General features: G+C 45.8%; 9 protein-coding genes. 2 read left to right on the top strand and 7 right to left on the bottom strand.

Annotated elements, in window-relative coordinates; all coding sequences use genetic code 11:
* Positions 1–109: 109 nt before the first annotated feature.
* Entirely contained in the window at positions 110–967 is an 858-nt protein-coding gene (locus LOZ80_RS03950; protein ID WP_238170196.1) for a MerR family transcriptional regulator, read from the top strand.
* On the opposite strand, the gene LOZ80_RS03945 is transcribed toward LOZ80_RS03950, so the two are convergent.
* The 7 genes from LOZ80_RS03945 to LOZ80_RS03915 form a co-directional block, all read right to left on the bottom strand.
* Positions 968–1,969, bottom strand: coding sequence for a DUF3231 family protein (locus tag LOZ80_RS03945; RefSeq protein WP_238170195.1), 1,002 nt, complete (start codon positions 1,967–1,969; stop codon positions 968–970). It abuts the gene before it with no gap.
* A 265-nt stretch (positions 1,970–2,234) separates the two neighbouring features.
* Positions 2,235–3,311 carry a Gfo/Idh/MocA family protein gene (locus LOZ80_RS03940; RefSeq protein WP_238170194.1) on the bottom strand — a complete coding sequence of 359 codons (1,077 nt, stop codon included), beginning with the start codon at positions 3,309–3,311 and terminating at the stop codon, positions 2,235–2,237.
* A gap of 60 nt (positions 3,312–3,371) precedes the next feature.
* Entirely contained in the window at positions 3,372–9,893 is a 6,522-nt protein-coding gene (locus LOZ80_RS03935; protein ID WP_238170193.1) for an OmpL47-type beta-barrel domain-containing protein, read from the bottom strand.
* Positions 9,894–9,984: 91 nt separating this feature from the next.
* On the bottom strand, positions 9,985–11,535 hold the full coding sequence (locus tag LOZ80_RS03930; RefSeq protein ID WP_238170192.1) for an ABC transporter substrate-binding protein: 1,551 nt from the start codon (positions 11,533–11,535) through the stop codon (positions 9,985–9,987).
* A 74-nt stretch (positions 11,536–11,609) separates the two neighbouring features.
* Positions 11,610–12,518 (bottom strand): carbohydrate ABC transporter permease, encoded by a 909-nt coding sequence (locus LOZ80_RS03925; RefSeq protein WP_238170191.1) that lies wholly within the window; start codon positions 12,516–12,518, stop codon positions 11,610–11,612.
* Positions 12,519–12,530: 12 nt separating this feature from the next.
* Positions 12,531–13,433, bottom strand: a complete 903-nt coding sequence (locus tag LOZ80_RS03920; RefSeq protein WP_238170190.1) for an ABC transporter permease — start codon at positions 13,431–13,433, stop codon at positions 12,531–12,533.
* A 493-nt stretch (positions 13,434–13,926) separates the two neighbouring features.
* Entirely contained in the window at positions 13,927–14,178 is a 252-nt protein-coding gene (locus LOZ80_RS03915; RefSeq protein ID WP_337950997.1) for an ATP-binding cassette domain-containing protein, read from the bottom strand.
* 489 nt (positions 14,179–14,667) lie between these two features.
* Here LOZ80_RS03915 and LOZ80_RS03910 point away from each other — a divergent pair, with 489 nt between their 5' ends.
* Positions 14,668–15,480: a CPBP family intramembrane glutamic endopeptidase gene (locus tag LOZ80_RS03910; RefSeq protein WP_238170189.1), complete on the top strand. Its 813-nt coding sequence runs from the start codon at positions 14,668–14,670 to the stop codon at positions 15,478–15,480.
* Positions 15,481–15,582: the final 102 nt, after the last annotated feature.

Genomic DNA, 15,582 nt, shown 5'->3' with positions numbered 1-15,582 from the left:
GGTAGTTCGTCTCCTTCGACTTTGTTGATGAAGTGGCTCAATAGATGCTATCATAAACTGTATAGTAACTATACAGTCAATACGATTTTTCTATTTTTGGGAGACTGCCATGAATCAAACCGATAGGCTATCCATAAGTACTTTTTCCAAAATGTCAGATGTTCCACGCAAAACACTGATTTACTATGATCATATTGGGCTGTTCAAGCCGGCATTTGTTGCCGACAACGGGTATCGCTATTACCATCGCAACCAGTTGGATACGATCGGAATAATTCATGTCTTCAAGGAGTTTGGCATGTCTCTTGACGAAATTCGGGAGCATCTGAGCCATCGAACTCCTGCCAGTACACTTGAATTTCTACGAAAACAGGAAGAGGTTATCCAATTGCAGATCGCCAAGCTTGAGCGAATAGGGCAAATGATCAGCATGCAAGCTGAGAATATTGAACATTCGATCCATGTAAACACAAGCCAGATGCAGGTGATCCGGCATTCTAGGGTTCCTGTGCTGTTGAGTTGCCGCGTTCACGCATCCAAGAAGCAAATTCTCGAAGATCTCTGGGATGATTTTCAACTGCGTCTGCAGAGGGAGAATGCGCCCATCGGATATCCAAATGGTGTTATTGTTAAAAAGGAGGATTTACGGAAGAAAGACGGGGATATGGTGTCCCATATGTTTAGTCGCATTGAAACTCATTTTCATGAACAAGAATATATGCCGGAGGGATTCTACTTGGTTTCGTACACCCGGGCGGATTATGGAGATACAGATAAAATCTATCCGCAAATTTTTGATTACATGGAGAAGAAACAATATGTTGTAATTGGTGATGCTTACGAGGAGTACTTGCAGGATGAGGTGTCGCTACAAAACCCGGAGGAGTATCTGGTCAGAATTATGGTGCATATTAAGGAACCATCGACCGATGAGATCCGGGACACAGATTATATGCAGGGAGAATAACTACTTCATCATTAACGCATTTCGATCTTCAGCCATAGGAGGTTTCTCAAACCATCCTCTTTCTAACATAAGTTCTGCTCCATCCTCTGAAAATAATAATTGTTCGCCGATCAGTTTTAGATATTGGGCGGATAAATCTCTTCTCATACAAGTAGCTTGTCCAGCACCATAAAACCCGACTGCTGCTGATGATAGGAATCCGATGTGAAACATGATGAGTTTATCAGAAAAAGGCGATGTTGTTGAATTAGTAACCATTGACTCCCAGGAAACAGGGAAATTTAAATTACTTTCAAGAAAAAATGAATTAAATACTTCCGTTATTTTAGTGGAAAGTTTTAATCCTCTTTGTAGATACCTTTTCACCTTTTCATCATTAGCTACTTGAGCAAACGCCATAGATATTGCTTTGCTCAAATACGTTTTATTCATATTAAAAGTAATATTACTAATTTCAATTGCGGTTAAGGCTCTGCGTTTTCCAAGCCAGCCTGTCAGGAATTTTTTATCCGCCATTTCGGGAATTTCAGAGGAATGAATATACGGAGGTCTTGTATAGATCCCTTTTGATAAAGCTATTTCCATTACCTCGTTGTATAATTTAATCGTTTCATAATTGCACTCCGTATAATATTCACGAATATCCACTCTTGAGGAAACTTGTAATGAAATAGAGTAGCCTGTCATTCCATGATAAATCATAACTAATAAGTAATTCAAAAAAAGTCCATCTAAAAATAACCTTGGGGCTTTCGTGTTGACATCTTGTTCTGTAAAACCATAGGGTATTGGAAATTTTTCTTTCAAAAGGAATTCTTTTATTTTGACTACGTGCTTTTCTGATAAATTCAGCGCGGTTTTATATATGTTTTTGATTTCAGGATCCTCAATGATCTCTAATGCATATTTACCGAAGCAAATAGACATTGTATCGTTCATATATTGAGTCCATAATGCGGCAATTTCTGTAGATGTAAGCTTAGCAGTCGTATTAAGATTCATCTTGTTAGCCTCCAAATTTTATCACAAGTACTTTAATGATACCCTTTCTTTCAAAAATAATACTTATGAATATAAAAAAACATCACCGCAATTGTTACAGTTCATTCCCCTCCAAAAATTGGACTGAAAAGTCAGTCAAACTGAAATCAGTACTTGATGAAATAACCCGCTCACACATTATGAGTGGGTCATTTCATTGTCTAGGCGAATTTAGTCCCTGAGCGGCACGTCTTCGCCCCTTACTTAACCATCGGAATATTTCCTTTTATTCATGCTGAATAGCGTCCATCATCATTTGAAAAATAATGAGATCCTGCAAGTAATCCTCTGGTGTCGTCTTTGGCGGCATCCCCTTCGTGACTACTTCATGGAAATATTCCAGTTCATACACATAAGCATCCTTGTAGGTCGTTCGAGCCGTTGATTGATTGAAATTGTCCCCAATCGTCTCGCTGATATGCAGTGTCGTTGGCAGTTGCCTGATATACGGGGTATCGTACTGGATAAGGACGGACTTGTTCTCGCCATACACCTCGATATGAGCATCAAATCTGCCTTGTTGATCTATCCCCGTCTCAAAAGTCACGTTATAACCTTCATATTCAAAGATGGCGTTCTTGAATTTTCCGCCCAGCCAAGAGGAGGCTGCTTTCACCCTGATCGGCATCCCGATTAACTCTCTCATCGCCGAAATGTCGTGGCTGTTCAGTCCGAGCAACAAGCCATAGGCGGCATACATCTCATCCGATAATTCGCCAATTGCCTCTCTCATTAGTCTGGCGGTCCGCTCCTTGCGATCCTGTACAGCTGAAGAAGGGATATCATCGAAACGATAGACCGGGCTGGATTGACGCGTGAAGAACTGATTAGGGCCGATGATATCCCGCACTCGGGCATAGATAATCGGTCCCAGTGACTTGACCTCTTCGATTGCCCGAAGATAGGCGGGAGCAAACCGTCTCATATAACCCACCATGACATGTGCACTTGAAGCGTCACGCGCTTGAATAATTTCATTAACCTCACGTTGGGTACAGCACATCGGTTTCTCTACAAATACGTGTATATGCTTGTTTAATGCTGCAATCGTACATTCCGTATGATAATCCATATGATTCAGCACAAAAACAGCATCAAGATCGGACTGTTCAAGCATCTCATTATAGTTTAGAAATAATTGCTTAACCCGGTATTTCTCACCGATCTTGGCTAACAGCTTCGGTGAAATATCACAAAATGCCACCATCTCATAAAGCTCAGACAAGGACTCCAGAATCGGCAAATGAACCATTTGCGCGACTTCCCCTAAACCGATAATGCCTACTTTTATCTTGGTCACCATGCAATCTCCTTTGTTCGTATGATGTGCCTCCCCATAAATGGGAGGCTTTCAATCTTCCTATTACAATTGAAATACAACCGTTGGATCTGTGGATATGTCTCTGACGATCTCTCTGTAAGTCCCATTGTAAGTCATGCCAAAGGTATAAGAACCCGGCAACAATTCCTTGCTGACTCCTCCGCTTGTTGTAGCGCCAATCGTCTGCCAACTTCCCGCGTAGTAGGATGCTGCACCACCGTCTAACAGATTCCCTTGGCTGTCCTTCAGCTGTACCGTGACCTTGACCGTCTGAAATACGATAACGGGGTCTGTACCTGTATTCTGTACAACCTCCTTATATTTCCCCCCATAAGTCATGCCAAAGGTATAGGAGCTAGGCAGTACCTCCTTGCTGATCTCGCCGCCGATTGTATTGCCGATGGTCCGCCAGCTTCCGGCATAATACTTTACCGTACCACTGTCCAACGGGTTCCCCAGACTATCCTTTAACTGTACCTTCGCCTTGACGGTTTGAAATACGACTCCAGCGTCCGTTCCTGTATTTTGTACAATCTCCTTATACGTTCCCTCATACGTGATGCCAAAGGTATAGCTTTTATCCTGTAAAGACTTGCTTGCATGTCCCAAGGCATCCGTTACACCAAAATCTTTCCATCCTCCGTCATAGTATTTGACCACTCCGCCGTTTAACGGATTTCCGGTACTGTCCTTGAGCCGAACCTTCACCGTTGTAGCGGCGAGATTGAAGCTTATGCTCTTGGCTGTCTCGCTATTGCCCGCTACGTCGGTCGCTCGGTATAGGAGCGTATATGCCCCCTGCTTATCAAAGGTGAGCGCAGCTGTATAAGGCGTCCATGTCGCTCCGTTATTCACGCTATAGACGACCTGCCCAACGCTAGACACGTTATCAGAAGCGCTTAATGTGACCGTAACAGGGCTGACGTAGGTACCGCTTGGTCCGTCCGGCGCTGATGGGACAATGACGGACGTTGTTATTGGAGCCGTTCCGTCGATACGGACAGTTACCGTTTGCGTCGCTTCCTGATTACCGGCCAGATCCTTGCTATAGTAGTTCAGTGTATGCACGCCTTCCCCTGCAATGGAAACGACGTTCCCGGTTGCGTAAGCCCCCTGATCCAGGCTGTAGAACGTACCTGCCACACCGCTTTCCAAGTCGCTGGCCGTCAAATGAACAATTTGATTCGTCGTCTGCCAACTGGATGGTGCATCACTGACCGTAACGGGAGGCACATCATCCACATACACCGTAACTGTTTGCTGATAACCACCGTCTGCCATTGTAGCCGTCACCGTTGACACCCCATAGGTAACGCCTGTAACCGTGCCGCTGGCACTAACTGTCGCCACAGTCGGTGAACTTGAAACCCAACTGATCCCTTTGTTGGTTGCATTCGTTGGCAACACACTGGGCACAATCGTTTCGAACTGCCCCTTGGACAACGTTAGTGTGCTTTTATTCAAACTCAATCCCGTTGCAGCAATCGTTAGCGGTCTGACTTCAACATCATCGACATAAAAAGGATTGCCGGTACCGGTAATTTCCGTGTATAAAAACATGGTTGTCTCTGTAACAACCCCAGTTTCATTGATGATAAGACTCCCTTGAACTTGATTCCATGCGGTAGTGCTGAGAGGTGGACTGTAAAACATAATGTACTGAATAGGCGTAGGATTACCGTCTACCTTATATTGCAAGCCGATCCTAATCGTCACGGTTGAGGTAGGACTAGATGCTAATTTCGCCCAGGCCGAGAAGTAATACGGTTTCCCCTTTTCAATAGAGACAGGGAATTTAACCCCCCCATATCGATCTGTCTTCGTTAGAAGTAAGGATTGCAGGCCGGAATGATGTTCATCTGTGGTTAGCGTAGGCACGGCTAAATACGTGTAATTAGGAGCCGCTAGCGTACTGCCTTCCATGCCCGGGTCTACGATAAGATTCGTTCCTTTCACCGCATTTGTCGGCTCTGTTACGTTAACCGTTGCGACGGCCACAATGCCCGAATCGTCCGAGGTCGCCTTTATTTGCACTGAGCCGCCCGTTCCCATTCCTGTAACCGTTCCATCAGCAGCGACGACAGCCACACGGGGATTCGAGGATTCCCATTTAATCACCTTATTCGTTGCGTTTGCCGGGGTAACAGTCGCAACCAGCGATTGCATATTGCCTAGCTGTAAGTTTAGTGTTGTTTGATTCAATGTCAGCCCTGAAACCGCAACCGTTGCATCTACGGTTACGAGCACCGTTGCCACTTTCCCTCCGTCTACCGATGTTGCCGTTATGGTTGCTGTGCCCAAGCTTGCACCATACACCATTCCGTTTACATCCACGGTTGCAACACTCGGATTGCTCGAACGCCATATTAACTCTTTGTTGCTTACATTCGCTGGTGTGAACCCAGGAACCAAGGCCTTAGTTTTATCAACACCTACCGTGAGTGACGTCACACCTAAACTTATATTTGATGGATGAACCCAAACCGGGCTTCCCGAATATGTTATTGGCTTAACCGCAACGTCATCGACATAGTAAACGCCGCCTGGATTGTCAATCTCCGTATAGAGATACATCAGAACATTTGATACGACTCCTGATTCCTGAATCGTGTAAGTACCTTCGATCTGTGTCCAATCTCCCGCTTTCAGGCCAGGGCTTGTGAAGATAATGAGTTGCTTGGGAGGCCCCCCGTCCAAGTTATATTGGATTCCCACCCTCAAGGGTTCATTGGTCGTCTTACCTGCAGCCAACTTTGCCCAAGCTGAGTATGTATACGGCTTGCCTTTTTCCACATTCACTGGAAAACTAATACTGCCGTAACGTGTGGTTTTCGTGATCTTGACGGACTGATGGCCGCTATGAGATTGTGTCGTATCCTTTACAGCAGTCCCATTCTGCAGCCCATATTGTGAAGATTTACTTCCTTCAAATCCCGGATCTTCAATGAGATTATCTCCTTTTAGCGCAATTGTTGGCGTTATTTCCAATTGAACGGAATCCAGACTGAAGGCTCCGGAAGCCGTAGTTGGCACCACTTGGAGCTGTTTAATAGTTCCCGTCCAAGCAGCTAAGCTTGATGTATCGAACACATACTCACGAAAGACGGAATCGTTCGGGAGTATATAGGAAGAGATCATTTTCGCCTCATTCCAACTGGTATCCCCGATCGTCGTAAAATATATTTTAGCCTCATCGCCGCTTGTCATGTTGTTCATTCGGACGCGAATCCGCCTAATATCAGAAGCCGCAATATCCAAAGCGTCCGGTGAAAGAATAGCAGGCTGCACACTTCCGGAAATCCCATTTGAAGTTCCGCTGAATAGGCCATTCGCCACGACCGGATTCGAGATTTGGCTGTTAGCCGTCCAACCGCTGCTCGTCGCAAAATCATAAGTGATCGCCGTTGGATACACACGGACGGTTTGCGAAGGCGCATCCCATTTGGCAATCGCGCCAAATGCTTGGCGAAGATAGCTAAGCGGGGCCATCACCGTACCATTCGCAAGCTTGACAGGCGCATGCTCTAACGTAATCGCCTGACTTCCCTTATAAGCGACGCTATCGCCAACCTTTAATTTATAGACGACGTTATCTTTCACAGCGAGCAGAGTACCTGTCGCAGGGTCCCATTCCGGCTTTGCGCCTATTTGCAAGTACATCTCTTTCATAGGAAGCATGACGATGCCATCCTGTAAGAGCGCTGGTTGGCTGAACGGTTTGTACGTACCGTCCACATAAGTCCGAATACCGGGCTGCGGAGAATAAATCGTTCGAATGTAATCAATACTGATCGGCCCTACAGCGGAAATCGGATCGATCCGCATTTGCCGGATAGTCCCCGTCCAGTTCTTGTTTCTCCACACCTCTACAATGTATTCCGTATAATCACTATCCAACGGATTTACATAGAAGCCGACAGCCTTAGCCTCATTCCAGGTTCCATCTGCCTCCGTCGTAAAGAAGAAGCGGCCGTCAATATCATTCGCACTGTTCTTCATTCGAATAACAAGATAAGGAATATCCTCAGCCTTGATCCCAAGGTGATCCGCGGAACGAATGCCAGGATCCGTGTCATTCGTTATCCCCGAAAAACTACCATCCTGAACGGTCACGCCCACAATCTGCTTCTCTACCGTCCAGCCCTCGGCGTCACCCGGAGTATTGAATTCCCACCTGTTCCCGTAGACATTAGTCATCACTGGCTGCGCCTGGTTCAAATTAGGAACCACTCTCCCAGCTGGATATAGGGTATTGATCCGATCCTTCTGGGCCTGCGTCGGTACGCTATCGGTGTGCGACGCACTGCTTCCAAACACATTGCGAATGGCATCCACATAACCGAAACCAGCTAGCCCGGCAGGCATAATAAAGTGACCTTCTCCGAACTCATTCCAGTTATCCAGCATAACCAGCTTTTTACCTAGACTGCCCGCAGACAGTGAGGGCATGAAGCTATCCTTCGTCCACTGCGCCAAGGACTGGAATTCCGACGGCGTCGCATAATAACCGAAGTTCAGGCCCCAAGCTGTATCATCTCTGCCCATGCTTAAACCAGGGATAATATCGATGGCGCCGGCATCCTTCTCCTGCGTCATTTTCAGTTTCTGAAACTCCGGATGGCCGCCAAAGGAGCCCCAGGAATACGCATACACGCCATCAAAGCCAGCATCTTTGCGTTTCTTCAACTGACCAGGGTCTGTCCCGTTATACACGTTCAGCAGGATAATATCCGGAATCCCCGCTTTCCTCACTTCGCTCCGCAAGTTATCCAGTTCCGCCTTCACATAAAGATCCGACTTCACATTATTGCTGTCTTTAAAAGCATTTAGTAACTCTTCGTAATTGTAGATCGTAAAAACAGGTTTCTCATCAATCTTCAAATAACGAGGATCTTTAAAATAATATTCAATCCAGTACGGAATCAGATTCGTTCGGAAATCTTCAGCATCCTTGACCTTGGAATTGAGGTTTTCAAACATAATCGCAAATTTGGTTTGATCGCTATACGCACCATTAAAATAACCGTTATCCAAAGCATGGGATAAATAAGAATCTTTGATCGGCATCCGATTGGTGTCTCCGCCAAGTGGCCTGAACCAACAGGACATCTGGAAATCGATGCCGTGCTCTTCCAGCCATTTCGACTCCCAATCCGCTGTTTCTGGATTACCTTCGTCGTAGAACCCTAGAAGAGGCGTCCGATCCGGGTAAGGCTGAATCATATCCCACCCCAGATGATGACCTTCCCGCCACATCGGGCAGCTTTGAACTCCCACAAGCGGAGCATCCACGCTCTTACCGACCGCAACAGGAGCCGGCACATAGTCGGCCGGGAGCGGCACCAATTTATACAAGAGAATATCATCGAGCCACATCTCTCCCCGATAAGAAGAGGAGGTCGTGAACTTGAGGGTGTCGACGGAAACCGCGCCCGGAGCCAGTGCTACAACTTCATCGCTGCGCTTATCGTTGATATAGATATCCGCTGTAGCCGTCGCCCAGTTCACTTTGATCTGAATGTGCGTCCACAGATTCGCTAAATACTTGTATTTCAGCGAGACAGATTGCCCGCTGCTGTTGACATAAGCCAAATCATCGCCTGCTGTCGTTAGTTTGATGACGCTCGTCGTTCCGCTTTTTAGCTCAGCTTCCAATCCATCCGCCTTCTGCTTGTAAAGAACCTTGAAGTCGTAGGTAAAATTATCCGACATTGGCGATATCGACTTCGACAGACTCATACTGCCGGTGCTACTAGCCGCGCTCAGCTTCATGCTATTGATATCTGGCTGCGGGGAACTAAGCATACTGCCGACGGTGATTGCGCCGCCTGACGTAACCGCAGTCCAATCCTGCGGAATCGCCCCACCGTCAACGACCGAAATGAGCCTCTCATTGACGACGTACCCTTTGTAAATTTTCAATGGACCAAAGTAGAACTCCCCCATGGAAGCATCGCCTGTTTGCACTTGAAACTGGTTGAGTGTCGTTACCGCATTTTTGAACGATGCTCCGTTTGCCTTCTTTACACCATTGATGTACACATCCGTTGTGTGCGCGTTCAGGTTGATTACAACCTTGATTCCATACTCAATGTTCGCTGCATAGGTTTGCAAGGGCAACATGGTGTTTGCGGAAGTCTCCAGACTAAGCGTATTATTTTGCGTTATTAGGCTCACGCCTGCTACATCATCACTGAGCAGCTGCCATTTCAAACCGTCAATGATAGACATAGGCCTTATCCGGAATTCCATGGTCAGCGTACCTTCGCTTTGCGCAACAAATTTCTTTTTCATAGAAACGGGCAGCACCGTGCTCGTATCGCTGATTTTGAAATTTGTGTTATACAGGCTGACCAGCCCCCCTCCTGCAGCGCGAACATCCCAGCCGGACGGTTGGCTATTCCCTGGTGTCAAGGCTGATAAGAAAGAGAAATCCTCATCAATTACATAACCTGCATCAGGTCTGGTGGCTTCCGCGCTAACATCCGCTGACTGAAAAACAAATATGAAAGCGCACACAATAAATGAGGTAAGGAGAATACCTATTCGCTTTCTAACCATCATTACACTCCCTTTTCCAATGAATTTGCTTTGTGGAAACAATGACACTGCTCCCAGTCAACAGTGTCATTGTGTGATAAGATCATGTCGTTATTTAATTTCCTGCCTTCCAAGCATCATATTGCTTCTGAATCTCTGCCATTATTTTGTCTATACCTGCATCAACCAGTTTCTTCTTCGTATCCTCAACGTATTTCGGGTAGTCCGGCATGGATCCCGTCGTAAAGATCGGATTCGCCTCTTTATTGACGGCACTAATTTGCGCAATCTCCGTTTTGACCGGCTCGTTATTAAAAACAAATCCAAGCAGACCAGACGCCTTGCCGTTCTCATTCGTTTTTCTCATCGCTTCCAAAGCTTTCGTTGAATTCCAGTTGGAATCCCATTGATCCCAAAGCGGCCCAAGCCAGTTATGCCAAATGGCCCAGGTTTGTTCGGCACCACTTTTTGCTACGATGGATGGGTTATCATCTTTTACCGTACCCGATTTAACCGTGTAATTTTTACCTTCAACGCCATAAGCAAGTGTATTCAATAAGTACTTATCACTCCAAATATAATCGAGCAGCATCATCGCTCTTTCTGGATTCTTCGAAGTTGCACTAATCGCTGTCGCAGCTGCCGTCATGGAAGCAGTTGAAATGGTCGGCTGTGAGCTGAATGTTTCAACGGTAGGGAATCCATACGTACTCGTCGATTTCGACCCATCCTCGGTATAACCGCCTGAATCACGAAGCACGGCATATTTCCCTGATTTTGCTTCAGCCAGATAATCCGTTTTGATTGCGGCATCCTTGGCAATATAGCCTTTCTTATAGAAATCATTCATAACTCTATAATTTTCATAGTTTTGCGGGATATCAAGGGTCTTAACGAATTTACCTTCCTTCTCGCTGAAAGATATGCCACCTACGACGGTTGTATAGTCGGGTAACCCTACGCCAGAAGTCGCTCCATTGGCCGTAGCAATGACCGGAATCATGTTCGGCTCATTTTCTTTAATCGTTTTCAAGAATGGTTCTAAGTCACTGAGACTCTTGACGCTCTTATAATCGAATTTATACTTTTCAACCAAATCTTTCTTGAATACATAGGCAGATGCCGGACTATAAGGGGTTTGGGCAGGAATCGCCATGATCTTCCCTTTATAAGTAACCGCTTTCCAAGCACGCGGATCTACTTTCTTCAAAATATTTTGCCCATACTTCTTCAGTAAATCATCAAGCGACATAAATGCGCCTTTTTGCACATTTGCATTTAAATTATTGGAAGAGTTCGAAGTAAATACAAGATCATAAGGCTCGCCTGCAGCTGATTTCAGCTTGATCTTATCTTCCCAGCCTGCGTTATCAATTAAGTTAAAGTGCACATTTGCATTAATTTTTTCCTTGATCAGTTTGTTGGCTTCCGCTTCAACCGCTTCTTGGTCCTTCATGTTGTCGATCGGCTTTGGCATGTACCAGCTAATGTCAACGAAATCTTTCGTTGAATTCGTAGTTGCCGCCGTACTAGCAGCTGGGCTAGAGCTAGCGCTTTCATTCTTTTTCTCAGTTGTGCTGCAGCCGCTAATCACAATCGTTGTTGCAAGCAAGACGGATGTTCCTGGTCCAAACCATTTTGTAGCTTTTGCTTTTTGACCTTTCACGTGGATTGCCTCCCTTATTTTGTCTTTATATAATTTACAGATGCCGGCATGTGATTTTCCTGCACCTGAAACTATTAACCTTTGACAGAACCTACAGTTAATCCCTGCACAAAGTACTTCTGGAACAGTGGGAAAACAAGCAACATCGGTCCTGCAGCCAAAATACACATCGCCATGCGAGCACTTAAGGAAGGTACTTGCATGCCCGGTTTCACAAGTCCATATTGAATGGCCTCGCTTGAATTCAAATACTCCATATTTTTGAGAACCCGAATAAGTAAGTACTGCAGCTTCATTAAATGATCTTGATCCATATAGAGTAAGGTCAGCCACCAGTCATTCCAGTACTGGAGCGCAAAGAACAGAGCTAACGTCGCGAGTGCCGGTTTCGATATTTGCAGCACAATTTGCGTAAAAATTCTAAGTTCCCCTGCGCCATCCATTTTCGCAGATTCGATGATCGCATCCGGTATGGTCTGTAAGAATCCTTTCATCAGGAGCACGAACCAGCCGCTAATCAGATAGGGCAAGATAAGTGCAAGGATATTGTTGCGGAGTCCCAACCATTTCACCATGAGGATATAGGAAGGAACCATCCCCCCATGAAAGAGCATCGTGAAGAAGATGAAAAAAGCAAGGAACGAGCGATAGGAATAATCTTTGCGCGAAATGGCATAGGCGTAGGTCGTGGTTACCCACATCCCAATGAGAGACCCTGCAACCGTCGTACCGATCGTAACCAAATAGGAATTTAACAAAACTTTAGGTTCGTGCAGGATCACCTTGTAGGCATCTAACGTAAAGTTCTTCGGAATCATCGAATAGCCGAATTTGATAATGTCATTTTCCGTTTGAAAAGAGGTGCCTATGATAACGAGAAAAGGAAACACACATACCGCACACAACAAGATAAACAGGAGATGAATCACGAATTTCCCCGTCGTGAATGCAGGCTTTAACCGAATTGCTCTTTGAGGATTCATAGTCGATGCTCCTTAGAAAAGTGAATTTTCCGGGTTGATTCTTCTGACGATATAATTGGTGCATAGAACCAGGCAAAACCCGACGATCGATTGAAAAAAGCCCGCTGCCGATGCCATCCCGATGTCGCCCATATCAATGAGAGAACGATAAACGAACGTATCGATGACATCTGTTGTCTGATAAATTAAGGATGAATTCAGCGTCACATTGTAAAATAGTCCGAAATCACTGTAGCAAATACTTCCAATTTGCAAGATAACCAACATGACAATCATCGGTTTGATCATAGGAATTGAGATCGAAAAAGCCTGCCTAACCTTACTCGCTCCATCGATTTTCGCAGCATCATAATACTCAGCATCAATGCCCATCAGAGCGGCGTAATAGATCACAGATCCATACCCCAATCCCTTCCAAACAGCAGCCGCCACGAGAATATACGGCCAATATTGCGGCTCACTGTACCAGAGGATCGGTGCTTTACCTCCTGCAACCAAGATGCTATTGATGACACCATGCTCCATATCAAACAGCGCTCGAAAAGCAAAGCCAGCAACCACCCAGGAAATAAAGTAAGGAATGAACAAAATCGTTTGATAGACCTTTACAAATTTTCGACTCAGCTCAAATAGCAATAGGGCAATGACGATGGAGAGAAACGTCCCCAACATAATGAAGACCATGTTATACAGGATCGTATTCCGCAGAACGCGATACAGCACATTGCCACTAAATAAGAAGCCGAAATTGTCTAACCCAACCCAAGGGCTGTTCCATATCCCCAGATTGTATTTATAATTCTTAAAAGGAAGCAGCAATCCATACAGCGGAACATAATTAAACAGTACAATAAGCAGGAAGCCTGGCAGTGCCAGGAGAGTCACTCCGAAATTTTTCTTGAAAATTCTTACCATCCATCCAACACATCCTAAGCTTTGAAATTTTGACTGCCATCTTTGTCGATATCCCAACTTTAGGGGCTGCCGTGGGAATTGTACATTATAAACTAGGTAATTTCCTTCAAAAATGTGCAGGTTAGCCCCTTATCAACAGAGATCGCAAACTCCAAATCAAGTAAGTTCCTCTAACCTTGGTAAGCACGGGAGGGAAACTGTATGGCAGCCCCCCACTGCAGACGATCAGTATTGTCTACTACACATAGGAGCAGATGGTGAGTAGCATAGTCATTGATCCCCAGACTTACCACTGTAATAATGATTATCATAAAAAAAGACAACTACATTTTTCTATAAAAGATCGTTTCACATAATCTACTGGCGTCCATATTTATTTGGAAATTTTTAGAAAAACAAAGTCTCCGTTTTTCTTCTCGATTACTTAAAAAAACAAAAAGCCTCACGATTTCTCGTAAGGCAAGTATCAATTTGCTATATTTCCAATCCCATTTTAATGAAACAACCGCCCATCCCGAAACCTCACAACCCGCTTCGCCTGCTCCGCAACCTGCCCGTCATGCGTTATCAAAATGATCGGAGGATCGCCTGCCAACGTGCGTGCAATCGCAGCACGTTGCTGTTGTCCGCCAGACAATTCTGAGGGCAGGTCGCCTTTTCGATCAAGTAAATTCACCTCTTGGAGCGCCTCCCATACAAGCGGCTCCCGCTGCTTCCTCGTCATTCCCCGATAAATCAGCGGCAACTCCACATTCTCTTAAGCGCTTAATCTAGGCAGCAGCTTAAAGCTCTGCCCCTTTTGATCATTATTACCCTGGTCATCGTAGCATAGTTGCTTAAACAGAACCTAAACGGCATCAGCAAAAATTCTGCTGATTTTCATCCATTTGTTTAGCTTCTGTTTAAATTGGGCTACTATACTTGTAAATGAGGAAGCGATTCAAATATGTTCTTTGTCACCGCAGCTTCCGTTGGATTCCTGTATCATTCTCTGCTACTTTCTTTGCACGTTTGCCAGTTCAATGAGACTGTTGTTGCACTTAGTGGTTGATAAAATTAGCACAGAGAAAATAAAATATGCGAGGAGGAGAACGCATGATCGTAACAAGCAGCGTATCCATTGTGAATTAACGCCCAACCTTTGTTTCCCCCTACGTTTTTTTCAAAACCGTTGCACCACAATAAGAAAACAAGAGCAAATGAAAGAAAATATTAATTTATTGTGGGAGTGTTTATGATGTCAACCAATAGGGACATGCTGCAAGAATCTCTGGATCCCGCTCTTCGAATTCATCCCCACGTACGATGGGGTGTTCTCGTATATTTCCTCTACAGCGCAGTCTTCTACGCGATCTTCGTGCTCAACGGCATCGACTACACGCGAGTGGGTGAGAGTGAGTGGACTCTTCTTATCTGGTACATAGCACCGCTGTCCGGCGGCGCCGTGCTGACCATCGCAATGGTCACGATCTACGGATGGTGGCGCCCCAGCCTGGTTGAAAGGCGGCGTCTTTCTCGATGGACAATGACTCTCCCGATCATCATGGTGGTCATCGCGATCGTGAACTTGCTGACCGGCGATTTCACCCGTGTCACGCCCCTCATGTGGCTGTATCTCATCTTCGGCAGTATCATGGTCGGCTTCAATGAGGAGATGATCAACCGAGGTCAGTTGATCGTTGCTCTGCGCAGCCGATTCGGCGAAACCGGGGTCTGGCTGCTCTCAACAGCGATGTTCGCAGTCTTCCACCTGCCGAACATGTTCTGGGGCATCGGGGCTGGTGCCCTGTTCCAGGTAATGATCGCTTTCGGCCTTGGTTCGATCTTCTATCTCGCCCGGCGGTCTACCGGATCGCTCGTGGCCTCCATGTTCCTGCACGGGCTCTGGGACTTTAGCGTCTTCTCAGCGAATGGCGCATCGGCCTTACCCATCGCTGGTTTACTAGCTCCGTTGTTGGTGATTGCTGCAGCGATCACGGTTCCGATCATCCTCCGCCGTGAAAAGCGACGCGATAGCGCCCAAAGTGTGTCACGACCAGTAGGCTGATTCATTCGTGCGGTCGACGAGCGCGCTCCTCGTCTCGCAGCCAACACGCCGGCCACTAGTCCGCCTTTCGTATTGGTCACATTCGTTAGGCAGTCTATATAT

This window comes from Paenibacillus sp. HWE-109 (assembly GCF_022163125.1).
GTDB lineage: Bacteria > Bacillota > Bacilli > Paenibacillales > NBRC-103111 > Paenibacillus_E.
This window is presented reverse-complemented; position numbering and strand designations above follow the sequence as displayed.

Coding starts and splice junctions, on each gene's coding strand:
- LOZ80_RS03950 (WP_238170196.1), top strand. CDS start 110: ATGAATCAAACCGATAGGCTATCCATAAGTACTTTTTCCAAAATGTCA.
- LOZ80_RS03945 (WP_238170195.1), bottom strand. CDS start 1,969: ATGAATCTTAATACGACTGCTAAGCTTACATCTACAGAAATTGCCGCA.
- LOZ80_RS03940 (WP_238170194.1), bottom strand. CDS start 3,311: ATGGTGACCAAGATAAAAGTAGGCATTATCGGTTTAGGGGAAGTCGCG.
- LOZ80_RS03935 (WP_238170193.1), bottom strand. CDS start 9,893: ATGATGGTTAGAAAGCGAATAGGTATTCTCCTTACCTCATTTATTGTG.
- LOZ80_RS03925 (WP_238170191.1), bottom strand. CDS start 12,518: ATGAATCCTCAAAGAGCAATTCGGTTAAAGCCTGCATTCACGACGGGG.
- LOZ80_RS03920 (WP_238170190.1), bottom strand. CDS start 13,433: ATGGTAAGAATTTTCAAGAAAAATTTCGGAGTGACTCTCCTGGCACTG.
- LOZ80_RS03910 (WP_238170189.1), top strand. CDS start 14,668: ATGATGTCAACCAATAGGGACATGCTGCAAGAATCTCTGGATCCCGCT.